Origin of the sequence: Natronorubrum daqingense, assembly GCF_001971705.1 — an archaeon.
Lineage (GTDB): Archaea > Halobacteriota > Halobacteria > Halobacteriales > Natrialbaceae > Natronorubrum > Natronorubrum daqingense.
In genome coordinates this window covers 822,753-846,571 of sequence record NZ_CP019327.1, presented here as the reverse complement: position 1 = coordinate 846,571, position 23,819 = coordinate 822,753, and the positions used below count along the sequence as shown (strand labels likewise).

25 protein-coding genes and 1 tRNA gene are annotated in these 23,819 nt (G+C 61.4%); 9 read left to right on the top strand and 17 right to left on the bottom strand.

Annotation, left to right across the window (positions count from 1 at the left end):
- Positions 1–193: 193 nt before the first annotated feature.
- The 3 genes from BB347_RS04170 to BB347_RS04160 all read right to left on the bottom strand — a co-directional run bounded on the left by BB347_RS04170 (position 194) and on the right by BB347_RS04160 (position 1,752).
- Entirely contained in the window at positions 194–433 is a 240-nt protein-coding gene (locus BB347_RS04170; protein WP_076578112.1) for a glycine zipper 2TM domain-containing protein, read from the bottom strand.
- A 92-nt stretch (positions 434–525) separates the two neighbouring features.
- Positions 526–1,308 (bottom strand): HAD-IIA family hydrolase, encoded by a 783-nt coding sequence (locus tag BB347_RS04165; protein ID WP_076578114.1) that lies wholly within the window; start codon positions 1,306–1,308, stop codon positions 526–528.
- 57 nt (positions 1,309–1,365) lie between these two features.
- Positions 1,366–1,752 carry an SHOCT domain-containing protein gene (locus BB347_RS04160; RefSeq protein WP_076578116.1) on the bottom strand — a complete coding sequence of 129 codons (387 nt, stop codon included), beginning with the start codon at positions 1,750–1,752 and terminating at the stop codon, positions 1,366–1,368.
- Positions 1,753–1,868: 116 nt separating this feature from the next.
- Here BB347_RS04160 and BB347_RS04155 point away from each other — a divergent pair, with 116 nt between their 5' ends.
- Positions 1,869–2,339: a hypothetical protein gene (locus BB347_RS04155; protein ID WP_076578118.1), complete on the top strand. Its 471-nt coding sequence runs from the start codon at positions 1,869–1,871 to the stop codon at positions 2,337–2,339.
- Here the strand turns inward: BB347_RS04155 and BB347_RS04150 are convergent, their stop codons facing one another.
- Positions 2,340–2,522 carry a DUF7501 family protein gene (locus tag BB347_RS04150; RefSeq protein WP_076578120.1) on the bottom strand — a complete coding sequence of 61 codons (183 nt, stop codon included), beginning with the start codon at positions 2,520–2,522 and terminating at the stop codon, positions 2,340–2,342. It abuts the gene before it with no gap.
- A gap of 259 nt (positions 2,523–2,781) precedes the next feature.
- Between BB347_RS04150 and BB347_RS04145 the strand changes: the two genes are divergently transcribed.
- Both BB347_RS04145 and BB347_RS18910 read left to right on the top strand, forming a co-directional pair.
- A complete protein-coding gene (locus BB347_RS04145; protein ID WP_076578122.1) occupies positions 2,782–4,002 on the top strand; it encodes an MFS transporter in 1,221 nt (406 codons plus the stop codon).
- 97 nt (positions 4,003–4,099) lie between these two features.
- Positions 4,100–4,231, top strand: coding sequence for a rubrerythrin-like domain-containing protein (locus tag BB347_RS18910; RefSeq protein WP_139305358.1), 132 nt, complete (start codon positions 4,100–4,102; stop codon positions 4,229–4,231).
- 61 nt (positions 4,232–4,292) lie between these two features.
- Here the strand turns inward: BB347_RS18910 and BB347_RS04140 are convergent, their stop codons facing one another.
- Positions 4,293–7,334 (bottom strand): disk-shape morphogenesis protein volactin, encoded by a 3,042-nt coding sequence (locus tag BB347_RS04140; RefSeq protein ID WP_076578124.1) that lies wholly within the window; start codon positions 7,332–7,334, stop codon positions 4,293–4,295.
- Positions 7,335–7,452: 118 nt separating this feature from the next.
- On the opposite strand from BB347_RS04140, the gene BB347_RS04135 reads away from it, so the two are divergent.
- On the top strand, positions 7,453–7,794 hold the full coding sequence (locus BB347_RS04135; RefSeq protein WP_076578126.1) for a hypothetical protein: 342 nt from the start codon (positions 7,453–7,455) through the stop codon (positions 7,792–7,794).
- A 31-nt stretch (positions 7,795–7,825) separates the two neighbouring features.
- Here the strand turns inward: BB347_RS04135 and BB347_RS04130 are convergent, their stop codons facing one another.
- Complete coding sequence (locus BB347_RS04130) at positions 7,826–8,662, bottom strand: MOSC domain-containing protein (protein ID WP_076578128.1); 837 nt, start codon at positions 8,660–8,662, stop codon at positions 7,826–7,828.
- A gap of 130 nt (positions 8,663–8,792) precedes the next feature.
- On the opposite strand from BB347_RS04130, the gene BB347_RS04125 reads away from it, so the two are divergent.
- Positions 8,793–9,248 (top strand): dCTP deaminase/dUTPase family protein, encoded by a 456-nt coding sequence (locus BB347_RS04125; RefSeq protein WP_139326950.1) that lies wholly within the window; start codon positions 8,793–8,795, stop codon positions 9,246–9,248.
- 122 nt (positions 9,249–9,370) lie between these two features.
- Here BB347_RS04125 and BB347_RS04120 read toward each other — a convergent pair whose 3' ends face one another.
- Together BB347_RS04120 and BB347_RS04115 are read right to left on the bottom strand one after the other, a co-directional pair.
- Complete coding sequence (locus tag BB347_RS04120; RefSeq protein ID WP_076578132.1) at positions 9,371–10,171, bottom strand: enoyl-CoA hydratase/isomerase family protein; 801 nt, start codon at positions 10,169–10,171, stop codon at positions 9,371–9,373.
- A gap of 2 nt (positions 10,172–10,173) precedes the next feature.
- Entirely contained in the window at positions 10,174–11,748 is a 1,575-nt protein-coding gene (locus BB347_RS04115) for a long-chain-fatty-acid--CoA ligase (RefSeq protein ID WP_076580113.1), read from the bottom strand.
- 189 nt (positions 11,749–11,937) lie between these two features.
- Here BB347_RS04115 and BB347_RS04110 point away from each other — a divergent pair, with 189 nt between their 5' ends.
- Complete coding sequence (locus BB347_RS04110) at positions 11,938–12,555, top strand: universal stress protein (protein ID WP_076578134.1); 618 nt, start codon at positions 11,938–11,940, stop codon at positions 12,553–12,555.
- Positions 12,556–13,038: 483 nt separating this feature from the next.
- Positions 13,039–14,235: a hypothetical protein gene (locus BB347_RS04105; RefSeq protein ID WP_076578136.1), complete on the top strand. Its 1,197-nt coding sequence runs from the start codon at positions 13,039–13,041 to the stop codon at positions 14,233–14,235.
- A gap of 533 nt (positions 14,236–14,768) precedes the next feature.
- Here the strand turns inward: BB347_RS04105 and BB347_RS04100 are convergent.
- The 5 genes from BB347_RS04100 to BB347_RS04080 all read right to left on the bottom strand — a co-directional run bounded on the left by BB347_RS04100 (position 14,769) and on the right by BB347_RS04080 (position 18,226).
- Positions 14,769–14,842, bottom strand: a tRNA-Thr gene (locus tag BB347_RS04100).
- Between the two features lie 11 nt (positions 14,843–14,853).
- The gene (locus tag BB347_RS04095; protein ID WP_076578138.1) at positions 14,854–15,378 is read right to left on the bottom strand and encodes a GNAT family N-acetyltransferase; all 525 of its coding nucleotides are present in this window, start codon (positions 15,376–15,378) and stop codon (positions 14,854–14,856) included.
- Positions 15,344–16,570: a phosphoglycerate kinase gene (locus tag BB347_RS04090; RefSeq protein ID WP_076580115.1), complete on the bottom strand. Its 1,227-nt coding sequence runs from the start codon at positions 16,568–16,570 to the stop codon at positions 15,344–15,346. The genes BB347_RS04095 and BB347_RS04090 overlap by 35 nt, the downstream gene beginning before the upstream one ends.
- A gap of 140 nt (positions 16,571–16,710) precedes the next feature.
- Positions 16,711–17,322 carry a CBS domain-containing protein gene (locus BB347_RS04085; protein ID WP_076578140.1) on the bottom strand — a complete coding sequence of 204 codons (612 nt, stop codon included), beginning with the start codon at positions 17,320–17,322 and terminating at the stop codon, positions 16,711–16,713.
- Between the two features lie 139 nt (positions 17,323–17,461).
- Complete coding sequence (locus tag BB347_RS04080; protein WP_076578142.1) at positions 17,462–18,226, bottom strand: GTP cyclohydrolase III; 765 nt, start codon at positions 18,224–18,226, stop codon at positions 17,462–17,464.
- A 246-nt stretch (positions 18,227–18,472) separates the two neighbouring features.
- Between BB347_RS04080 and BB347_RS04075 the strand changes: the two genes are divergently transcribed.
- Positions 18,473–19,741, top strand: a complete 1,269-nt coding sequence (locus tag BB347_RS04075; protein ID WP_076580117.1) for an RNA-guided endonuclease InsQ/TnpB family protein — start codon at positions 18,473–18,475, stop codon at positions 19,739–19,741.
- A gap of 45 nt (positions 19,742–19,786) precedes the next feature.
- On the opposite strand, the gene BB347_RS04070 is transcribed toward BB347_RS04075, so the two are convergent.
- A complete protein-coding gene (locus BB347_RS04070; protein WP_076578144.1) occupies positions 19,787–20,107 on the bottom strand; it encodes a DUF5785 family protein in 321 nt (106 codons plus the stop codon).
- A 143-nt stretch (positions 20,108–20,250) separates the two neighbouring features.
- Between BB347_RS04070 and BB347_RS04065 the strand changes: the two genes are divergently transcribed.
- Complete coding sequence (locus BB347_RS04065) at positions 20,251–21,441, top strand: sensor histidine kinase (protein ID WP_236995985.1); 1,191 nt, start codon at positions 20,251–20,253, stop codon at positions 21,439–21,441.
- A 120-nt stretch (positions 21,442–21,561) separates the two neighbouring features.
- On the opposite strand, the gene BB347_RS04060 is transcribed toward BB347_RS04065, so the two are convergent.
- From BB347_RS04060 to BB347_RS04050, 3 genes are read right to left on the bottom strand one after another with little or no spacing between them, the layout of a single operon-like run.
- Positions 21,562–22,266 carry a TOBE domain-containing protein gene (locus tag BB347_RS04060; protein WP_076578148.1) on the bottom strand — a complete coding sequence of 235 codons (705 nt, stop codon included), beginning with the start codon at positions 22,264–22,266 and terminating at the stop codon, positions 21,562–21,564.
- Between the two features lie 49 nt (positions 22,267–22,315).
- Positions 22,316–23,080, bottom strand: coding sequence for an amino acid ABC transporter ATP-binding protein (locus tag BB347_RS04055; protein ID WP_394329254.1), 765 nt, complete (start codon positions 23,078–23,080; stop codon positions 22,316–22,318).
- Complete coding sequence (locus BB347_RS04050; protein ID WP_076578152.1) at positions 23,080–23,802, bottom strand: ABC transporter permease; 723 nt, start codon at positions 23,800–23,802, stop codon at positions 23,080–23,082. Before BB347_RS04050 ends, BB347_RS04055 begins: the two co-directional genes overlap by 1 nt.
- Between the last annotated feature and the right edge of the window lie 17 nt (positions 23,803–23,819).

Sequence of the window (23,819 nt, the reverse complement as noted above, 5' to 3'; positions counted from 1 at the left end):
TGGCCAAAGTCGAGGTCGAAGCCGATCGGTGCGTCCGAATTGCTCCAATCGAAGACACTCGTGATTCGTCGTGGTCGTCTCGAATGATAGTGCCAACTGAAACGGAGAACACACTGATCGCCAAACCGGATTCCAATTCGGTGCTCACTGACGTACAGTGGCTACGATCGACCCCAAACGGTGAAAACCGACTTCAGGACTCTTCGTTGGTCTTCGTTTCGCTCACCGATCCGAGCTCCGATTCGCGAGCTTCCTCGAGGAGCGCACTCGCCGAATCTCGGGTATCTGAAACCGTTACACCGACCATTGCACCGAACGCGCCGCCGGTGCTCGCGGCGTTTCGACTGATGAGTGACCCGAGTGCAGCGCCGACAGCGGCTCCGAGCGCAGCGTAGCGGGCACGACGTACGATCTGTGTTAGACGATCTTTCATACATTGACATTCGTGAGTCTCACTGATAAAAATGAGTGTTGATATCGCAAATTGTGAGCGAGTTGTCACGGGAATGTCGTCACTCGAGGCCACTACAGCATGGCGTCGATTTCGGCGAGCGACTCGAGGACGTAATCCGGTTCAGTCGTCGCCGACTCGAGGTCGTCGTCGTCGCTCACACCGGTTTCGACGAGCACCGTCGTCATCCCGGCCCGGTTGCCCAGTTCGATGTCGGTGTCAAGGCGATCGCCGACCACGAGCGTTCGTTCGGGAGCCGACCCGAGGCGCTCGAGTGCTGCGTCGGCCGCGATCGGAGATGGTTTGCCGAGGACGGCGTCAGGTTCGCGGCCCGCGACGGACTCCATTGCGGCGAGAATGGCTCCCGACCCCGGAATCTCGCCGTCTTCGATCGGAATCGTCGTATCCGGGTCCGTCCCGTAGAACGGAACGGTGTCGTCCTCGAGCGCCCGGAGCGACTCCCAGAGCGTGCCGAACGAGAAGTCCGTGTCGAACGAGCCGACGACGACGTCGGCCGCGTCGGGGTCGTCCGTCAGCTCGATCGCGGTGGCTTCGAGAGTCCCCTCGAGTCGGTCGCTTCCGACCAGATAGACGGTCTCATCGGGGTGCGTCTCCTCGAGATACGCGGCTGACACGGTCGCTGAGGTGAGGACGTACTCCGGATCGATGTCGATTCCGTAGGGCGCGAGCATCTCGCCGTAGTGACCGCTGGCTCGCGTCGGATTGTTCGAAAAGAGGAGACGAGACACGTCGGCGTCCTCGAGCGCGGAGAGTCCGTCGGCGACGTTCGGGAGCAACTCGTCGCCGCGAACGATCGTTCCGTCGACGTCGAGAATCGCCGCCTCGTAGTCGGTCATCCCTCGAGTAAAGGCCGAGTACGGAGTTGAGTGTTTGGATGGAACGCGAGCGACTGCCTAGCTCGCCTTTTCGAATTCGAGTTCCTCGGTGTCGATCCCGGCGTTTTCGGCCCGCTCGTTGGCGTCAATCAAGCGCTCGAGTTTGGTCTCGAACTCCTCGTCGGAGAGTTCGCCGGCCGCGTATCGCTCCTGAAGTTTGCTAACGGGATCGCGTTCAGATACTGGCCCGTCGACGTTCGACGGTTCGGTCGCCGACTCAGACTCGTCGCGTTTGACGAGGTACCAGATGAGAAAGGTGCTGACGACGAACAAGAGTGTGATCGCCAGTGCGTACAGTGGTCCGGCTAACAACAACGCGGCGATGATCAAAATGTCCGCGAGGACGAACTTGATGGCGAAGATTTCCGTGAGACTGTAACTCCGTCCACCACTGTCAGCGCCCATACGCATTAGTTGGCGTCGCTCGAAATAATTGTACGCATCGCTCTCGACTCGAGGGCGCGTTTCGCTCCCGACTCGAGGTGGGAATTCTTTTCCACGCACCGACCCTACGCCACGGTATGACACTCGAGGTCGAACCACCGGAGCCGCCGGAGTTGAACGTCGTCGATCCCAACGAGTACGAGGACGCGACGATTAGTGCCGACGGCGCAGAGGACATCGACTACCGACGCGAGGAACTCGAGGAGTTCCTCGAAAACGGGGCCTGGGAGGAAGCCTTCGAGGAGTGGGTCGAGGACACCGATCTGGACGAACGGACGTACGCCATCGCTCGAGATCTCGATCTCTTCGCCGGCTTCGACTTCTTCTGGGACGATTTCGCAGACAGGGTCGGCTATCACGCCCCGGGGATTCCGGAAGATTGGCAAGAACGAGCGTATCACCCGGAACTAGACACGTGGGGGACCGTCTCCGCGATCAACGCCGAACTGACGGAGTTCGGCCAAATCGTCTCCGTCGTCCTCAAAGAGGAGTACATCGACTGGGAAGCCGAGTACGAACCGCCGGAAGACCTGCCCGATTTCGAGTGACTAGCCCGCCCACTCGCCGGCGAGATCGCCGGTGATATTCTCGCGCCAGTGGTCGAACGATTGCTTGCAGTCGTCGCTCTCTTCGATGTGATCGACGAACCCTGCGCCGGGTGACTCGAGTTCGGTGCCACAGAACGGACAGTGTATTGGATTCGTCCAGTCTGCTGTCGTGTTAACTGCCATCGGTTCCGGTGAGTATCACCATCTCTCATATACGTGTTCTCCGTTAAGATCTATTATAATTAGTATGGTGTATAATCCCACTAGACCAATTTGCGACACTGCCAGACAGTACTTCTCGATTGAGCGCGACCGTTTATGAGCGGACCGAACGATACCGCAGTCCCATTTCCAGTATACCACTGAGTCGACATTTGCTGAATTCGATCGGCGAATCGGTGGGTATTCATCCGTCCGATGGAGACACCTTCGATGTAACGCAATGTCGGTTCGAGAGACGGCTCAACGCATCACTCACTACGACGTCCTCCTGCTCGCGGCAACGATCTGGTTTCTCGGTAAGTTCCTCCGATATGCCTTTCCGCCGCTGTTCGACTCGTTTCAACTGAGCTACGGGGTCTCGAACGCCGTACTCGGTGCTTCCTACACCGGATTCATGCTCGTCTACGCCGCGATGCAGTTTCCCTCCGGCGTCCTCGCAGACCGATTCGGGTCGGTACTCGTCGTCACTACCGGTGCGCTCGTCGCTGGTGTCGCCGCGCTCATCCTCGTCGTTGACTCGCCGTTTCTCGTCCTCGTCGTCGCGATGCTCATCATGGGTGCTGGAACCGGCGCGCACAAGACCGTCGCCGTTCGGCTACTCTCTCGAGCCTATCCCGCTCGGACAGGTCGAGCCCTCGGAATCCTCGATACGTTCGGTGCGTTCGGTGGCGTGGTCGCTCCGGCAGCGGTCGTCGCCGTTGCAGGCGTCTCGTTCGCACTCGGCGACAGTTGGCGAATGATCTTCTTAGTCGCTGGGCTGACAGCGCTCGCTCTCGCGGTCGCATTTCGCGTTCGAGTCCCCAAGCGCGTTCCCGGTGAAACTCACGGCGACGCCGCGACGAGCGCGATTTCTGCCGGCAACATTTCACAGTACGCGTCACTCTTTCGCGACTGGCGGTTTGCCGTCTTCGCCCTTCTAACGGTCTTGTTCTCGTTTACGTACAACGGCTTCGTCGCGTTCGCACCGCTGTATCTCACGCAGGAAGCCGGACTGAGCGAGGCGGCCGCGGGATTGCTCTACAGCGCGCTCTTCCTGGCGAGTCTGGTCCAACTCGTGACCGGCGACCTCAGCGACCGTCTCGGGAAGCTTCCGATCATCGTCTTCTTGCTCGGACTCGCCTCGATCGCATTGATCGCGTTCATCTCCCTGACCGACTCTGCCGGCCCCGTCGTCCTCGGTGCCACGCTCGTCGCTGTCGGCATCGGCTCGCACGGTTTTCGACCCGTTAGAGGGGCGTACCTGATGGCCGTCATTCCGGACGACGTCGCCGGTGGCGGACTCGGCGTCGTCCGAACACTGTTGATGGCCGCCGGTGCCGTCTCGCCAGCCATCGTCGGCACCCTTTCAGAGGTCGTCGGCTTTCAGCCCGCATTCGGGGTACTCGCCGCTTCGATCGTTGCTGCAACCGTGTTGAGCGTGTTTCTTTGGGTTCTCGAATAATGCCACGACCTGGTTACCCCTCACCTCCCCGACAGTCGGGCGTACGTTCGAGCACCTGGTGGAAAGAGTTAACACGGAACACGACCTAGCACGACGTATGTCACTCGCCGATTCACTCGAGTACGAGTGCCTCTTGTGTGGCCGCCGAGAGTGGGCCACGGACTCACTCGTGAGCACCTGTCGACGCTGTGGCGGCGAGATGCGTAACGTCGAGGTTGTCGGGAGCTAATCGGCACTCGAACACGCCAGTCAAGTGACGGCCTGAGCGGTGATTCTCTCCCAAACTTGTGCTATCGTCCGAGGAGGGCGGTTGCGAGGAGAAGCACGATTCCGAGCGCGAGGACAACACCACCGACTGTCGGTTCGCCGATAGCCGCGAGCGCGCCACCGGCGACGAGACCGGCCCCACCGCCACCAGCAGCGGTCGGAGCGACGAGACCGGCGGCGTCATCCGATCTCGTCTCGCTCGAGGGCTGTCGCTGGGCCCCCTGTTGCTCGCGCAGTTCCTCGAGTGCATCTCGAAGCTCCTCGAGGTCTGCATCGCGGTCGCTCGCAGCAGTCTGACCCGTGTGCGCTTCGCGTGCGGCGTCTGCCTCCTCCAGACTCTCGAGGTTGGCCATCACTGCCTCGATCCGAGAGTCTTGGTCGGCGAGGCGACGACCCTGATCGTCGACCGTTGCCGTCGTCTCCTCGAGACGCTCGTCGTGGCTACTCGTCTGCTCTTCGAGTTTGCCAAACCGGCTTTCGAGCCGGTCGACTCGGTCCGCGACGTCGACTACCGTGTTTTCGACGCCGTCGATGCGAGCGCCGTGATCAGTTCCGGCATCCGCGTCCTGGAGCGACGAGAGTTCTGTTCCCAGCGACTCGAGTTCCGCCTCGAGCGCCTCGAGTCCGGTTTCGATCTCGTTCGAGTCCGTCTCGAGCGAATCGAAACGAGCCTCGAATTCCTCAGATCGGTCGTCGGATGCCGTTTCGAGGTCCACAAGCGCATTCTCGAACTCGGCCTCGAGTTCGTCCAGTCGGGCCGTGAGGTCCGCTTCGACACGCTCGGCCTCGACCGACCCTGCCTCGAGTTCGTCGACCGCCTCTCGAAGCGACTCGAGACGGTTCTCTACACCGCCCACGCGCTCGTCGATTGTACTGTCGACTTCGTCGATCTCGGACGTGACTGCTTGCACGTCGGTCTCGAGCGTTTCGACGGTCGATTCGACCGTGTCGACGTTCGCCACGACCGTGTCGACGTCCGCCGCGACCGTTTCGATGTCCGCCGCGACCGTGTCGACATCTGCTTCGATCCCGTCGACGTCGTCGCTGGTAGTCTGTACGTCCGCCGAGACGGACTCGATGTCGGTCTCGAGTGCCGAGACGCTGTTTTCGACGGCCTCGACACGGTCGTCCGTCGCACGCTGGTGCTCGTCGAGACGCTCGGTCGTCGTCGCGGTCGTCTCGAGACCGTCGTCGAGGGTTTCGACACGGTCATCGAGTGTTTCGAGGTCGTCGTCGAGGGTTCCGAGTCGATCGCTGACCGAATTCAGTTCGTCCTCGAGTGCGTCTCGAGTCGTCTCGAGCGCTTCGGCCACCGCGTCCAGATCCTCTTCGAGTCGTTCACGTTCGTCAGTCGCCTGCTCGAGACCGTCCTCGAGTTGCGCTGAAACTTCGGCGAGTTCCGCATCTTGCTCGTCGAGGCGATCACTGAGAGTCGCTGTTCGGGTCTCGAGTGACTGGACCGTCTCGTCGACTCGTTCGAGCGAGTCGCGTTCGGTTTCGAGGGCCGTCTCGAGGGTCTCGATGTCAGTTTCGAGTGCCGATTCGAGGGTCTCGATATCGGCTTCGAGTTTCGATTCAAGGTCCCCGAGTGTGCCCTCGAGGGTTTCGATCGTTGCTGAAAGCGAGTCGTGTTCCGCCTCGAAGTCGGCTTCGAGCGTCTCGAGGGTGTCCGACACCGACGCGAGTTCGTCGTTCGTCTCGGCTGTAAACTCCGCGAGCGAGTCGGCGCTGGCGAACGTCTCATTCTTGGCCTCGAGGTCGCGAACGTCCGCCCTGACCGTCTCCAGTTCGCCGCCGAGTTCGTCGACCGATTCGGCCGTTGCGGCCCGTTCCTCGAGCGCCGAGAGCTCCTCGAGTGCTGCCTCGAGGTCGCCTTCGAGCGTCTGAATCTCTTCGTCGCGGTTGGCGAGTCGATCGAAGAGTTGGTCGATCGCGTCGTTCGCTCGCTCGTGCTCCGAGCGTCCGCCTCCCCCGGTTGATTCGTCGAACGAGAGCGTCGTCTGCCCGTCGCTACCGGAGAGCGTCGTCGGTTGAGTCGTGGACGCTGCGTCGCCAGCGTCGTCGGCATCCGCCCCCGGCCAGACGACGTCTTCGTAAGAGTCGACGTCGTCTCTGGCGGCTGCGAGGGCCCCTCTGGTCGCACTCTCACTCGGCTCGTCGGCGAGTCGCACGTCCTGAACGGAGAACGGCAACGGTGCTGCGTCGAAGCGTCCCCCCAGAAGGTACTCGAGTCCCTCGACAGCTCCTTCACCTGCGAGGGCCATCGAGATTCCCAGCCCTTGTTGGACGTCGCTCTCGGTCGCTTCCGCCTCGATCTCGTCGACGATTTCGGCGATCAGGGCGTCGTAGGCCTGTGCGAGTGCACTCTCGACGTCGCCCGTCGCCGCGTCCGGCTCGAGTCGAAACCCCTCGAGGATGGTCGCGACGTGAGACGGTTCGACCTCGCATGCCGTCGCCGCTCGATCGACGACCCAGTCGCTCCCTTTGGCGAGTGAGAACGCCAGTGCGGGGACGCCATAGTACGCGAGCGTGACGCTCGTCGTCTGCGTGCCCAGACAGAGACCGAGTCCGGTGTGGTTCTCGTCGCGAAGTTGATCGTAGACGACGGCGAATCCGCGGCTAATCGGCGTCGCATCGATGTCGCGCTCGGTGAACACCGCGTCGACGGTCTCTCGGTGAGCCTCAGTCGGTTCGGAAACGTCGACGAGCCGTCCTGGCGTGGTATAGCACAGTCGCTCGACCTCGTTCCCGTCGGCGTCGATTAGTTCGTCGACGAGCGCGTCGAGAGCCGACTCGGCGTACGCGTCGACGGTGAGAACGCCGTTCGAGAACAACGATTTCGGCGCGCTCTCACCGCTCGTCGTGGCCGATATCGCAGCCGACCCCACCGCGTACGTCGCCCCCTCCGATTCGACGAGTACCGTTCCTCCCGACGCGTCGAGTTGCTCTTCGAGTGTCCCCTCGTCGTCCGAAACGACGACCGGCGGAACCGAGTCGACCGTCCCCTCCCCCTTGCCGGAAGCCACCCTGAGGCCCTCCGGTCCGATATCGAGACCGTATTCCATGTCATCGCTGAGTCAAGCGCCCTCTTTGAGCTTTGGCCCCGAGTACCAGATGTGAAAACCAGCGCGAACGGCGCTGGCACGCAGGATACTTTTGCCCCTTCTCGGCGACGACACGAGTATGGGACACGAACGCGACCTCGAGTCGGATCTCCAGTCGGCTATCCTGTCCGTCCGTCAGGAAGACGACGACCTGGCTATCGACGAGATCAGCGAGTACCTCCTCTCCGAAGATCAGATCAACCGCTACCTGATCGGGTTGCAAGACGAGTGTACGCGAGCATCGTTTTACTGTACGACGACGCGCTCGATCGCCTACAAACCGGTCGCGGGCGAATCGCCGTCGAAGCTGGTCGACACGGTGCCGGGAATCGTCGATCGGGCACAGCTTCGTGACTGGATCGTCAGTCAGGAGTGGTCGTGGATCCATCCGCGGTATCGATGGCTCCTCGAGGGCGAGTGACGGTCGGCCAAGATGGAGATCGTTTCCGACGCTACTGGGCCGGGTTCGCATCGACGAGCACGTCGTCGACGCTGACGGGGTCCGTGACCGCGAGCGAATCGCCCCACGACGAGTCCGGCACGGTCGTATTGACCATCAACCGGAAGTAGTGATCGAACCACGCTTCGCTGGCCCACTCGGGAAGCGTCGCTTCTCTGCGTTCGACGAACGTCTCCTGGAAGCCCTCCGTTTGCTCACCCGTGTCGGGATCTCGTGTCGGAACGACACACCGCTGGCACGGGTTGACGCCCTGCAGTTCGACGCCGCCAATCTCGAACGGAACGACCTGGCCCGGTCGTTCGTAGAGCCGATCCTCCCAGAAGGCGGGTGCCTCGAGGACGAGGTTCGGACGGAGTCGCCGGCACATCTCTTCCGTCTCGATCTCATCGTACCACGAGGCGACCGCCTCGAGCGTGCCCGTACTGATGACCGTCGGGCCGGCGGCATCGGTGTCGTCCGGAAAGCCGCCCTCGTCGTCTCGAACGACTTCGACCGGGTAGCCGAAGTACGAGGAGAGCCAGGAGGCGAAACAGTCGCGATCGAGTTCGAGGTGGAACGTGTTCGTCTCCTCGGCGCCTCGTTCGCGGATCGTCACCGTCTCTCGCTCGAGATCGTACGTGGTCTCGAGTTCGTGCGTTCGCCGTTCGCGCTTGCCGTTGACGTACTGGCCAACGGCGTCCGTCTCCGAGCCGGGGGCGCTCGTTCGTTCGACGATTGCGTACCGACGATCCCACTCGAGTCCGCCGCCGTCGGCGATGTCACACCCGTCTATCGACACTGCGTCGAGTGATTTGATCGGATGGACGCGGATTTGACCGAGGTGTACCATTTGGTGGGGTGTCATTATGATCGCTCTTAGCTGTATTCGTTTCACCCCGCGTTCGCCGGCATCAATCGAGACGGAGAGGCACGCCTCCGAGGGCACTTTTTTGTCGGTCGAAACCGTCATTCGGAGCGAAATGTCCCCCGACACCCAGCTATCCGACGCGGTCGACAATCTGGTGTACGAGCCCACGCAGGTTCACGATCACGGGATCGATCTGACCGTCGGCGCACTGTACGAAGTCACCGAACCGGGCTCGATCGACTTCGGCGGCGACGAACTCGAGGACGCCGACCTCGAACCGATTCCGACTGAACTCCGTCAACCCGACGACGAGTACGGCTGGTGGACTCTCGAAGGCGGTCAGTACGTGCTCCAACACAACGAGTTTCTGACCGACGGAGACAAGCTACTTCACTTGCAACCGCGAAACGAACTTCTGGCTCGCGGCGGCTCCCATCCTTCGGTCTGGGTCGCCTCACACCTGCCGTTACTCCCGCTGTCGGTCGCCGACGGCGGCTTGCACCTCAAGGAAAACGCACGCGTGTCGACGCTCGTCGAGGTGGGACCTGCATCGATAGACGAGTCCTGACGTTGTTGTCGCCGTCCTTCCCGTGACTCTGGGTGATTTCGCTATCCCCCGTCACGCTGCAGTGTCCTCACTGCCGGATTCTTTGCCGTCTATCGATCAAAAAATACCGAATTCGTGTCGAACTACCGTCCCTCGAACTCGGGGTCTCGCTCCTCGAGGAAGGCGTTGACGCCCTCCGCGTGGTCGTCGGTATCGAAGACGATCCCCTGGGCGACGGCTTCGTCGGTTAGCGCCTGCTCGAGGGATTTGTCGAGCCCCTCGCCGACCAGCCGATTCGCGTGTCGAAGGGCGACCGGCGGGCCGGAGACGATCTGCTCGACGAATTCGTCGACGTTCTCGTCGAACTCGTCTTCGGCGTAGACGTGGTTGACCAACCCGAGTTCCTCCGCGCGGTCGGTGCCGAAGATGTCGCCGGTCAGGACCAGTTCCTTGGCCACGTTCTCGCCGACGATCCGGGGTAGCAGGTACGACGTCCCGGCGTCGACGCTCAAGCCGACCTGCCGGAAGACGAAGCCGAAGACCGACCGATCGCTCGCCAACTGGACGTCACAGCCGATGGCCAGGTTCGCGCCAGCCCCGACTGCGGGACCGTCGATGGCCGCGATTGTCGGAATCGGACAGTTGACCAGCGCCGTCATCATCTCGCCTACCCGCTGTTCGAGGCTGCGCGCTCGCTCGTCGGCCGGAATGTCTTCCTCGAGCGTCTCGACCATTCGCTTGACGTCACCGCCGGCCGAGAACGCACCGCCCGCGCCCTGAAGGACGACACAGCGAGCGTCACTCCCTTCGATTTCCTCGAACGCCGCCACGAACCCGTCGTGAATCTCCGACGAAAAGGCGTTTCGTCGGTCGGGCTGGTTGAGCGTGATCGTCGCCGGGCCGTCATCCTCGATGTCGAGGAGTACCGCGTCACCAAGTGCCATTATTATTGACTCGTGCTTGCTTCTTCGTCACGGAGCTTGAATTTTTGGACTTTGCCGGTCGTCGTTCGCGGCAATTCCTCGACGAACTCGATTTCTCGAGGGTGCTTGTACTCCGCGAGGTTGGTCAGACAGTACTCTTTGAGTTCGTCTTCGGTCACGTCCGCGTCGGGCGTGGTGACGACGAACGCTTTGATGGTCTCGCCGCGGCGCTCGTCGGGAATTCCCGCGACGGCGGCGTCGGCGACGGCCTCGTGCTCGAAGAGCAATTCCTCGACTTCCCGCGGATAGACGTTGTAGCCGCCGGTGACGATCATGTGCTTCTCGCGGTCGACGACGTAGTAGAAGCCGTCTTCGTCGGAATAGCCGATGTCGCCGGTGTGGAACCACCGTCGACCCTCATCGTCGGTAAAGGCCTCCTCGTTTGCCTCGGGAAGCCCGTAGTAGCCCTTCATGACGTTCGGCCCGGCGACCACGATCTCGCCCGTGATATCGCGCAGATCCGTATTTTCCTCGTCGATCGGTCCCGCTTCGACCGGCGAGACCGACTCGAAGTTCTCGTCGACCACCTTCGAGTCGACACCCGGCACCGTCTTGCCGACGCTGCCGACGCGTCGCCCCTCGATCGGGCTGTTGAAGTGCGTGATCGGACTCGTTTCGGTCAGGCCGTAGCCCTCGTAGAGCTTCGGTTCGTACAGTTCCTCGAACTTGCGCAACACCTCGACCGGAATGCCGGAGCCACCGACGCCACACAGCCGCAGCGAGGAGAGGTCGAACTCCGCGGCGTCCGGCTGGTTGATAACGTCGTTGTACATCGCCGGCACGCCGTGCATCAGCGTCAGTTGTTCGTCCTCGATCAGCGAGATGGCCTGTTGTGCGTCCCACGCTGGGAGCGGGTAGAACGCCCCGCCGTTGAACAGCGTGGAATTCATCACGACGGTCATCCCGTAAATGTGGAACAGCGGGAGGACGCCGAGTTGCTTGTCGTCGGCTCTGATCCCGTCCGGAATCAGTTCAGACGCCGCCCTCGCGTTCGACGCGAGGTTCTCGTGGGTTAATTGCACCCCCTTCGGTTGCCCCGTCGTCCCCGACGTGTACGGCTGCACCGCCACATCGTCGTCCGCTCGTTCGGTGATGCCGGGATCACCCGGCTCGAGGAACTCGGTAAACTCGGTCGCACCCTCGGCCTCGCCACCGACGCTGACGACGTGCTCGACGCTCGTCTCGTCCTGTACTTCCGTGACGAACGGCACGAGATCGGCTAACGCGACGACGACTTTGGCTTCGCTGTCGCCGAGTAGGTGACCGATCTCTCGAGTCTTGTACTGTGGATTCATCGGCACGACGGCCCCGCCCGCCCGAAGCGTGCCGTGGAACGCGATCAGAAACGGCGGAACGTTCGGCAGATAGATCGCAACGCGATCGTCCGCGCCGACCCCGCGTTCCTCGAGCGCGTTCGCGAACGCGCCCGTTTGTCCCCAGAACTCCTCGTAGTTCGTCTCAGCCCCCTCATAGCCAATCGCGGTATTTTCGCCGTACTCCTCGACGGCTGCCGCGAGATTAGTGACAAGATTTGTCATACTCCGTGAGTTGTGTTTCCGTGTGCCGTAAAAAAGATTACCACCGACGACGCCGGGGATTCGACGGACGGAACGGTTGCTCGAAACGCTCGCCATTCGATAGTTCGGTCCCATCAGGTGTCGACGCAGGTAATTCGGTCGTCCCTGACTCCTGGCTATTTACGTCTCAGGAACCAACTGCTCACCCAGATGTACGAGGACGTGCTCATCCCGACGGACGGAAGCGACGGAACGCGACAGTCGATCGACCACGGTCTCACGATCGCCCAACAATTCGACGCGAGCGTTCACGCCCTCTCCATCGTCCCGGAAGGGCCACTGGGGACGCTCCAGAACGACGCGGTCACACCGGCAGCCTACCGGGCCGTCGACCGCGTCGAAGCCGAATGCGAGCGTGTCGGCGTCCCCGTCGAAACGACGGTCGAACAGGGCGTTCCCCACGAAGCGATCCTCGAGTACGCGTCGGTCAACGACGTCGACATGATCGTGATGGGGACGCAGGGCCGATCCGGACTCGATCGCGTGCTCGTCGGCAGCGTCACCGAGCGCGTCGTCCGAATGGCCGACGTGCCGGTCGTCACCGTCCGCCAGACCGACGAGATCCGAATCGAGGACGCCGGGGAGGCCGACGCCATCGCTCGAACGGCCCTCGCCGACGAACACTCCGCGCTCGAGGCGGAGGATTTCACCACCCTCGAGGAACCACATCGAACGAGTGCGACCTGGATCGTCGTCCTCGAGACCGAAGCCGAAACGGTTGACGTTCACGTCGACGCGCTCACGGGAGACGCGCGCATCGTCGGTTAGCGTGACAGAGGGCCTCCTCGCTCCCGATCGAGGAGCCCCTACTCGTCTCGGTACGGTCTCTCGAGTCTATGCGAGGGATCGTGAGCGCGCCCGTTAATTCTGGTCGGCGGGTGAGGGCGATTATTGATTCTGATCGCGACTTGAGACGGTTCGGTCGTGACTCGCGCTGGATCTGCCGACACGCTCCCTCGTTTACGGTTGCCTACCGGCATCGCAGCCACCTCCTGCGTTAGTAATCGGACACAACAGCCCGGTAACGTTCCCCATCAAATGTACGTCGAGACCGACACGAGCCAAATATCCGATTTGTGCGCACAACGGTACTCCCCCTTTTTGCGGTGATTCCGGGTTGGCGACCAGTATACTGTCGGACAGAAACGAGCCCTTCGGACAGCAGCGTTACAGGAGGTGCCTACCCGTTCGCGAATCCCGTCGTGAACGTCCCGTCCGATAGTATAGGAGGCTAGACACGTGAATCGACGAATGCTCTTGAAAGGGGTTGTTGTCGGAAGTATCGCATCGGTACCAAACGCCGCAAGCGCCGCTGGCGGTCCTCACGGTGGTAAAACGAAGACGGACGAATCGGACGCGACGGCGGGTGATCCCAAACACACTGAACCGAACGACGCCGAACCGAACGACATCGACGAATCGTCCCTCGCTGTCCGAATCGTGGACGTCCCGGACGCGCTGACCGGTGGCGAGTTCCTCGAGTGGACGCTCGAGGTCGAAAATCTAACGAGCCAGCCGATCGAGCCCGCGATCGACTCGTTCGTCGACGGCGAGTCGGTCGGCTCGGTAACGCTCACGATCGGGCCCGGAGAGACGGTTCAACCGACGACGCCGAGCGTTCCAACCGAACCCGTCGAAACGGAAGAGTCGGTAACGCTCCGCGTCAGCGCGAACGGCGTCGCTGACGAGCGCACCGTCCGTCTCCTCCCCGCGGAGGAACTCGACGCGGCCCTCCAGTTTCCCGACCCGGAGTTGACCGTCCAACCGGGAACGACGGTCCACTTCGAAGTCGGTGCCGTCGATCCGGACGCCACGCAGACGACGACCTGGTTCGTCGACGGTGAGGAAGTCGGTAGTACACTCGCCGATCCGTGGCAGGCGGTCTACTTCGCCGAACAGGACGCACACTTCTGGCAGGAGACGTTCGACACACCCGGTCCGTCGGAAGTCGTCGCCGCCGTCGACGTCGACGGCGAACAGTTCAGAGCGAGCTGGACCGTCACCGTCGATCCGAAGGGACTCGCCGATCCCAGCATCGACGCCGTGCGCCCAGAGCCAGGCATCCTCGAGTTCGATCCCGAGGCCGACGAACAGACGACGCTCGAGATCGACGTGTCCGACCCGGACGAGAACCTCGATCGAGTCGTCTGGTGGCTCACGCAGGCGGACACGATCCTCGGCGTCTCCGACGTCTCGGGTGCAACGGACACCGCGTCACTCACCGTCGGCGACGAACTGTGTCACACCTGCGTGATCATCCCGTGGGTGATCACCGGCGACGGAACGTTCGCCTCAGAACCGCTCTGGGAGGCCGTCGACGTCAGTATCGACGAGCCAGCAGGCACGGCTACACCGGACGATCAGGACGTCGGAACGGACGACTCCACTGGTGATCCGACTGCCCCAACGCCACCCGAAGCAGACGCGCCGTCAGAATCGAGTGGGTGAGGAACCACCAGTCGCTCGAGGCACTGTTTCTGTCGTCTGTTTCCACGATTGATGCATCTCGAACGCGTTTTTGGGAGACTCAGGCCATACTCGGGTCAGAATCGCGCACTTGCCACTCGGAGACATCGTGGCGAAACCCAACACAATTTGGGAGGAGACCTATCATTTGGGACCACGTTCACTGCACTGACGGGGGTAGAACACCAGTCGTTGCCACGAAGGGGTTCAACTACTACAGTCCCTCGTCGTACCACTTCCACCACCTGTTCCGACATCGGCCCTCACCAGGCCGATAGTTTTCACCCACTCGAGCGACGCGTCCGATAGAAAAGCCGCTGGCTGCGTCTCGAAGAGAACCAGCAGGTGTCGAGGCGACACGCTCGATAGCGACCTGTCTCTCACGAAGGAGGTCTCGAGGAGGAAGCCAGGGCGGGGATTTGAACCACGCCCGAGAACCTGCGCGTAGCGCAGAACCTCAGTCTGATTCAAATCCGTTCTCGCTGCTGACGCTCACGACTGTGTTCGCGTCAGCAAGCCAGGGCGGGGATTTGAACCCCGGGAGTCTCGATTACAAGTCGAGTGCATGAACCACCCATGCTCCCCTGGCGCAGATTGTGGTTAGCGGTCCCCCTTTGAGTGTGTATCGCTTTTGGATCGGTCGTCGTCCTCGAGTGAGCGCTTCATCGACACCCGATACGGGTCGTAGCCGTGTCGCGCGTAGAACCGCCTGGCGTCGTCGTTCATCGCCATCACCTCGAGCGTCACGACGCTCGCACCCTGGGAGGCGAGTTCGTCCTCCGCCGCCTCGAGCAGCGCCGTCCCGATCCCCCGTCCGCGAAACGGGGGATCGACGTAGATGTTCGACAGCAGTCCGCGGGTCGTGTCGAGTGCGAGCGTCCCACGCTCGAGGGTGAAGGAGGCGAACCCGACGACGGAGCCACCGACGCGAGCGACGAGCAGGCACTCGGCAACCTGATGGGCGGCCAGCGTCTCTCGCATCGATTCTCGATTTCGCTCCGGGAGGACGGCCGACTCGTGGAGGCGCTGATCGCGTGCGAGACGAACCCAGAGATCGGTGACCGCCTCGATATCGTCCTGGGTCGCGTACTCAATCGTCGGCTGGCTGTTGGTGTTTCGGTCCATCCTCGAGTGCCGTCACAGCAGGGAGCGGTTCTGCAGTAAGCATTCGCAACGCTGCGCCGCCGCCGGTGCTGACGTGGGAGAAGCCCTCGACGCCGAGACTGCGTAACGCCGAGGCGGTATCTCCACCGCCGACGATACTCGTGTCGACGTCACTCGCCGCGTTGTAGAGCTCCCGAGTTCCGTTCTCGAACGCTGCCTCCTCGAAGACGCCGGCTGGGCCGTTGAGGATGACCGTTCCCGCACCCTCGAGGATTCGTTCGTAGTACGAGAGCGTCGACGAGCCGATATCCATCGCGGCCTCGGAATCGGCCGGCGGCAAGGCGTTGACGCCGAGTTCGTGTCGCTCGCCGTCTCGTTCGACGGCGACGTCTCGGGGGAGTGCAACCCGTTCGCCGTAGGCGTCGAGCAAGTCGGCGGCGCGGTCGATTTCGTCCCAGTAGCCTTGCTCGTAGATGAAGTCGGTGCTCGCATCCCCGAGGTCGACGCCGTCGGCGGTGAGGAACACGTTCCCCGCGACGCCTGCCGTCAGGACGTGATCCGCGAGCCCCTTCTCGAGCACAGACCAAGCGACGTCGATCGAATCGGAGACCTTCGCGCCGCCGAGAACGTACACTCGCGGCTCGGGTGTCTCTTCGATCGATCCCAACACGTCGAGTTCGGACTCCATGACTCGACCGGCGTAGCCGGGGAGCACGCTCGGAAAGCCGACGAGCGAGGGCTGTGAGCGGTGGGCTGCGGCGAAGGCATCGTTGACGTAGGCGTCGAGCACCGGAGCTAATCCCTCGACGAGATGGGTCCGTGCGGCCGCGTCGGGGTCGAACTCCATGTACTCCTCGCTGTAAAAACGGGTGTTCTCGAGGACGATGCAGTCGCCGTCGTCGAGGTTTCGAACGGCCTCGCGCGCACCGCTGCTGTAGGTGACGTCCACGTAGTCGACGGGACGCTCGAGCAGCGTCGAGAGACGTTCAGCGTGGGGCTCGAGAGAGACGAAATCGTCGCCACCCGGTCGACCTTGGTGGGCGAGGACGGCGACGCGGCCACCACGCTCGAGGAGTTCGGAGAGTGTGTCGACGTGGGCACGTAGTCGGGCGTCGTCGGCGAGTGAACCGTCATCGTCGATCGGACTGTTGATATCGACGCGAACGCCGACGGTGGTCCCTTCGACGTCGAGGTCGTCGAGGGTATCGGTCATTACCGACCAGTCCACCGCGGCACCCGAAAGGTCTTTCCATCGGAGTAATCGTTCCTGCAGAGTGTTAGCACGAATCAGTACATTTTCGAGGCCGCTGTGGCGGGGCGGGGACGAGTCGACGCAGACGGCACACTCGCTGCTCAGACGGCACGGCAGTCCGTGCACACGAGCTTTCCGTTCGCATCCCAGAGCGAATCCGAAAGCGTTCCACAGGCTTCACAGACGCTCTGTGTCGAGTACTCGTCGGTGGGAAGAACGGAGCCAGACTCGAGTTCCTCGCGGGGTTGGGACGATTGCGCCGGTCGTTCGGTCGCGAGTTGTCCGTTGTCGTACGCGGCGTCGCTTGAGCGAAGCGGCGTCATCGTCCCCTGGAAGGAACTCGCCGCAGCGATGACATCGCGCTGGGTGACGAGTCCGAGCACGCCGTCATCGTCTTCGACGACGATATTTCGGATGTGCTGGCGAGTCATGACGTTCGCCGCCTCGGTGAGCGAGCGCTCCGGCGTGAACGTGATGACGGGTGCAGTCATGGCGTCACCGACGGTCGTCTCGCCCGCATCGTGTTCGTCGGCGATGATGCCGAGGACGTCCCACTCGGTCATGATGCCAACCGGCTTCGGTCCCCGAACGACGAGCACGCAACTCGCCCGCTCCTCGCGCATCAACGACACCGCGTCTCGGACCGTGTCCGATTCACTGACGCCGACGAACTCGTTCGTCAGAACATCTCTGACCGACAGTTCCGATTCCATGTGTGAACAATGTACACGGTCGGGCTAAAAGCTACCCCCGCTACGTTTAAGCAAACAGGAGTAGAAGGTCCGTAATTCGGGGGACGAGAGGTCATTCGTCGCGTCCCAAACGGCGGGGACGATTGCCAGCAGTAGCCGGTTACTCCCACTCGAGTTCGACTCTGGTTCCGTCGGCGCGACACGTTTCTAACGCGTGCTTCGCGGCGAATCCGGCGTCGTGAGCACTGGTGCCACGGCCGACGCCCACTTGTAAGTCGACATCGACTGCTTCTTGGACGTGGTAAATCGCCTCCTCGTAGTCGTCTGCCGTAAGATCCGGACAGACGACGATGATGTTGTCGCCACCGACGAAAAACGAGAGGCTGTCGTGGCTGTAGCGCATGTGTCGCATCAATTCGGCGTAGCCCTGCTCGATTTCGATGAACGTATCGAACGCGTTGAGTTCGTCGGTGTACTGGCCGGTCGCGTTGACGACGTCGAAGTGAGCGATCTGAATGTCGTCTTCCCGTCGCTCGTCGCCGTCGATAACTCGTCCCTCGAGACACTCGCGTCGGTTCTTATCCTGTGCGCTTCCCGCATCTTGGACGTGTCCGGTCGCGTCGGCGAGTGCCTGTACGGGATTGGCGTTCGTCGATACGCCTAGACTGAGCGTTACGGGGTAGCGATTGCCCACCGACTCCTGGAGGAGCGCGTGATCCTCGAGGTCGAGGCCGTTCGTAATGGCGATCATATTGTCGAAGCGGGTGAAGAAAACGTAGCCACCACGGTTGCCGACGAATTGGGAGATATCGGCGTAAAGCCGGGATTGGAGCGTCTGTAGGTCGGCTTCCCGTCTCGGCTCGGGAGTGACCGTCCATGGCCCGTAGTTATCGATTTGAACGAGCGTAACCTGCGTAGTAGTCACGGTGAGAACTTCTTTCGAACGCCGTCGTATAAGTGGTACGTAATCCAGATTCGTGATGGAGACTCGTCTGCGTCGCGACTCGATGCTGCTTATGGGATGAGCAGGCGCAAAACCTCGCCCTTCAGGGCGGGGATACGCGCCGTCACGGGATGACGCCTTCCACCGATTACTGCACGGATGGATATTCCACGCTCAACCACTATCTTTAATACTGACTATTTCATAAGGACTTATGGACATAGTACGATGCTGGAGACAACCCGAACCTATCGAGCGAAAATTGTCAACCACTCCCAAGTGAGTGACAACCTCGATGACTGCGGGCACTCAGCATCCAAACTGTGGAACGTCGCCCGCTACCACACCCAACAAGAATGGGATGAAACCGGAGAGATACCGTCTGAAGCCGACCTCAAGCGCGAACTAAAAGACCACGAACGATACAGTGACCTACATTCTCAGTCAAGTCAGCGAGTTCTAGAAGAGCTTGCTGAGTCGTTTAACGGTTGGTTCAAAAAACGCAAGAACGGCGACACCGACGCGAATCCACCCGGATACCGAAAGCGAGGCGACAACCACCCACGCTCCACCGTAACGTGGAAACAAAACGGCATCAAACACGATTCCAAACACAACAAACTCCGTCTGAGTAAGGGCTTTAACCTCAAACAGCACCGCTCGGACTTCATTCTCGTAGAATACGAGACGCGATCGGACGTGACCGTGGAGAACATCCAGCAAGTACGCGCCGTATGGAACGGCGACCGCTGGGAACTCCACCTCGTCTGTAACGTCGAAATCCCTGTCGAAGACGCACCCGGAGACAACACTGCGGGAATCGATCTCGGGATCAAGAACTACCTCACCATCGCCTACGATGATGGTGACGCCGAATTGTATCCGGGGAACGTGCTGAAGCAAGACAAGCACTACTTCACCCGCGACGAGTACGACACGGAAGGCGAGAACGGTCCGTCACGTCGTGCGCTTCGTGCTCGACAGAAACTATCTCGTCGGAAAAACCACTTCCTGAACGCTCTCGCCAAACACATCGTCAAGAGGTGCATCGACCACGAGATTGGTCGTATCGCCATCGGTGACTTGAGCAAGATTCGTGAGGGCGAGAATGGTGACTCGCGGAACTGGGGTAAACGTGGAAACAAGAAACTCCACGGATGGGAGTTCGACCGCTTCACCACGTTGCTCGAATACAAGGCGGAGGAACACGGCATCCTCGTAGACCGAAAGAGCGAGCGCGACACGTCGAAGACGTGTTCGTGTTGTGGGAGGAAGCGGGACGCGAATCGTGTGGAGCGCGGATTGTACGTCTGTGAATCGTGCGGAGCGACAATGAACGCGGACGTGAATGGTGCGGTGAACATTCGCAGAAAGATAACTCAGAATCCTCCGACGGAGGATATGAGTAACGGTCGTTTGGCACGGCCAGTAGCCTACCTGTTCAACCAAACCTCGGGGCGTTTCGCACCGGGCGGACAGCTCAGTTGCAAACCTTAATATCCCAACGCTCGGGAATCCTCGCCCTTCAGGGCGGGGAGGATGTCAAGCCGGTTTCTTCTCCGGGTCCGCGCCTTTCGGGTGGTAGTCCCAGAAGTCGCCTGCACGCATCGCGTCGCCGATTGCCTTGTGCATATCGAGAATCGTTTCGAACTCCTCGGGTTCGACGTACTCGAAGATCTCCCGCATCGGGACGACCGTCTCGTAGTTGACCCGGATCGGATCGTCACCGTGTTCTTCGACGAACTCCTCACGGATCATCGGGAAGTCTTCGTCCTCGTCGACTTTGTCGGCGATGATGCGCATGTCGTACTTGCGCATCCCTTCGCTGCCTTGCTCGCCGTCGGGATCGTGTGGCCAGTCCATACTCTGACGTGTGCAGGGGTCCCGCAAAAGGGTTACTCTCCATCGGCGACTCGACCGAGGATCCTCGACCTCCGTTCTCCTCACAGCGATCGGCAGTTCGGCGAACAAAATACTATTGTAGGTGCATTACAGGGTTGACGGTAGTGACCCGGTGGAAGCCGATTGTCTCGCTGGTCGGCCCGAGACGCCTCATCCTCTTTTTCGGGATGATGTACGTAGTGGTCGCCACCGGACGAACGATCGTTCGTCTTTCGAACGGGGGCACCCCTTCGAGTGTCTTCCTGATTTGGTTTCTCATCAGCGTCTTCGGTGCCGTCCTCTGTTACGGTAGCTACCGACTCCCCAGAACCAGTATCGACGACGAGTACTATCCGTACGTAGCCGGCTGGTCGCTCGTCGGGTTCGCCATCATCCTCACCGTCCTCGTATCCTATCACGTGCTCGCCGAGGGCGGCATTGCAAATCCCAGTCGGGCGATCCCCATCCTCACCTCGCTCGGAACGACGGCCGGGTACGGAATCGGCGTCCACGACGGGAAGGCCCGAACTCGAGAGCGCGAACTCGAACACCGCAATCGGGCGCTCGAGGCGACCCAACGAGAACTAGAGGAGACCGTCGCTCGACTCGAGCGTTCGAACCGGCAACTCGAGGCCTCGAACGAGCGACTCGAGCAGTTCGCCTACGCCGCGAGCCACGATCTCCAAGAACCGCTGCGAATGGTCTCGAGTTACCTGCAGTTGATCGACCGACGAAACGACGATCTCGACGCCGAGACGGAGGAGTTTCTGAAGTACGCAGTCGACGGCGCGGATCGGATGCGGCGGATGATCGACGGGTTGCTTCGATACTCGCGCGTCGAAACGGAGGGGGAACCACTCGAGCCGGTCGATCTCGAAACGGTCTTCGAGGAGATTTGTGACGACCTGTCGGTGAAAATCGCGGAGTGCGATGGCGAGGTCACGGCAGACGACCTCCCCCGTGTCGAGGGTGACGAAGCCCAACTCCGGCAGTTACTGGGAAACCTCATTAGAAACGCACTCGAATACAGCGGCGAGGAGCCGCCGTCGGTCCACGTCACTGCAGAGCGAAACGGAGCCGACTGGCGACTCTCGGTCAGCGACGATGGCATTGGTATCGATCCCGCTGAGCAGGAGCGGATCTTCGAGATGTTTCAGCGCTTGCACACTCGCGAGGAACACGAGGGGACGGGTCTCGGTTTGGCACTCTGTGAACGAATTGCCGAACGCCACGACGGCACGATCAGCGTCGATTCGACACCGGGGAACGGGTCGACGTTCACCGTAACGTTGCCAGCCTGTGCAGACGAGGCGTAACTTCGCCCGTTACAGGCTTCGGAATCGAGAGACGGGCGGCTAAGAACACCGGGCCACTCGGGGCACACAGCATCCATTAACATCGCGACGCGACGAAAGCGCGTCCTCCGCTCGGTTGTTCTACTCCTCGAGTGTCGACTCGAGGCGAATCGCCCTCGCCGCAGTCGCCTTGAACGACGCGGTAATCGACTGGCCGGATCGAATCGACAACCGATCCGCACTCGCGTTCGTGATGAGCGCGTGGAGGGCGACGGAATCGGGTAGTCGAATCGTTACCTTGGTAATCGCTTCGCCGGGTTCCGTATCGACGACCGTTCCGGTAAACTGGTTCCGAAGGCTCGTTTCGACCGGCTCTGGCGTGTCCGTCGGGTTCTCCAGGACGACCGCATCGGAGCGAACGGCGACTTGCACCCTGTGTGCGTCGTCCGGAACGAGTGCCAGAATCGAGCCCGCGTTCGTGTCGACGGTTGCTAACTCTCCGTTTCTGTTCTGTACGCTCCCCGTAAAGACCGACTCAGTCACCCGAGAGACGCCGTCGAGTTCGACGTCGTGCTGATTGAACTGGTGACGTAACTCGTGGGCAGTCTGAGTCAAGTCGGTGCCACCCCCGTCGCTGCCGCCACGTCGACGCTCGGTGATTTGGCCGACGGAGTCTTCGATTTCGACGACCCGTCGTTGCAACCGCGCGTACGACCTCCCGAGTTCGTCCGCCGCCTTGTGCAGCGAGCCGTGCTGGTCGATCGCGTCGAGCATGTCGATGTCGCGTCGGTCGATGGTGACGTCGCCGACCGAGAGTTTCGTCGTGTACTCCTTTCGTATCGTCATCCGTGTGTCGTCCTCCGAACCGTGAACGAGAAGGTCACTCGAGTATCACTCAGTAGATGAGGTCGCCGTCAATAAATTTCCGGGTCCGATCGTCGCGCGGGCTCTCGAAGACCGTCTCGGTGTCGCCGACTTCGATGATATCGTTTTCCAGCAAAACCGCAACTCGATCGGCGACGCGCTCGGCCTGATGCATGTCGTGGGTGGCGATCGTGACCCCGATGCCTCGATTTCGAGCCTGACGGACGGCGTCCTCGATAACTGCGGTATTCCGCGGGTCGAGATCCGACGTCGGCTCGTCGAGCAAGAGCACGTCCGGTTCGTACGCCAGTGCGCGAGCGAACGCGACCCGCTGTGCCTCGCCGCCCGAGAGCGACGAGGCGTCCTGATCGACTTTCTCGGTCAGCCCGACGGTCTCGAGCGCCTCGAGAACGTCCGTTGTTCCGTTCTCTTTACCAACCAGACTGGCGACTTCGTGTCGAACCCTCTCGGTCCACGACTGGCGAACGCGAACACCGTACCCAGCGTTTCGACGGACGCTCGCGTCGAAGAGGCTCGCTTCCTGGAAGACCATTCCAATTCGACGACGGTGTTCCAAGCGTTCCTGTTCGGTTGCGTCCCACATCGGGGTTCCGTCGAACGCGATCGTACCGCGGTCGGGCGCGTCGAAAACTGCCAGCAGCCGGAGCAGTGTCGATTTTCCGACGCCGGAGGGTCCGATGATCGCGACGACTTCGCCGGGATCGACCGACAGCGAGACGCCTTCGAAGACGGTTTCGTCGTCGTATCCGTGGTGAACTTCGTTTGCTTCGAGCATTATCCGTACCTCCCGCTTCCACTTCCGCTTCCGAGTCGAACCACGACGGCGTTGACGAGCAAGACGAGGACGACCAGGATCGCACCGAGGATCATCGCCGTCTCGAACCGTCCCTGGCGCGCCTCGAGTTGAATCGCCGTCGTCAGCGTTCGAGTGACGGACGTGCCGTCGGCACCGGCGATGTTGCCACCGACGATGAGGACGGACCCGACCTCGCTGATCGCCCGACCGAAGCCGGCGAGCACGGCCGTTGCGATCCCGTACCGGGCTTCTTTGATCGTGACGAGCGCGACGTCGTATCGCGTCCCGCCCATCGCGAACGCCGCATCGCGGACGTTCTCCTCGACGCTACTCACGGCGGCTAAACTCACGCCCGTAATCACCGGCGTCGCCAGGACGAACTGCGAAATGATCATCGCCTCGGGCGTGAACACGAGGTCGAACGTCCCGAACGGCCCCTGATTGGACACCGCAAATAAGACGACGAGGCCGACGACGACGCTCGGAAATCCCATTCCGGTGTTGATAAGCGACGTGAGCAACTGCTTTCCCCGGAACTCTTTGAAGCCGACGAAGAGCGCAACAGGGAGGCTAAAGAGCGTGCTCAACGCGACGGCAACGAGGCTCACGTACAGCGAGACGTAGATGATGCTCCGGATGTAGTTCCACTCGAACGGAAACTCGAGAACCAACGGAGTCGATAGGAGAGACTCGTAGACCATGTGTGTCTGTATACCCT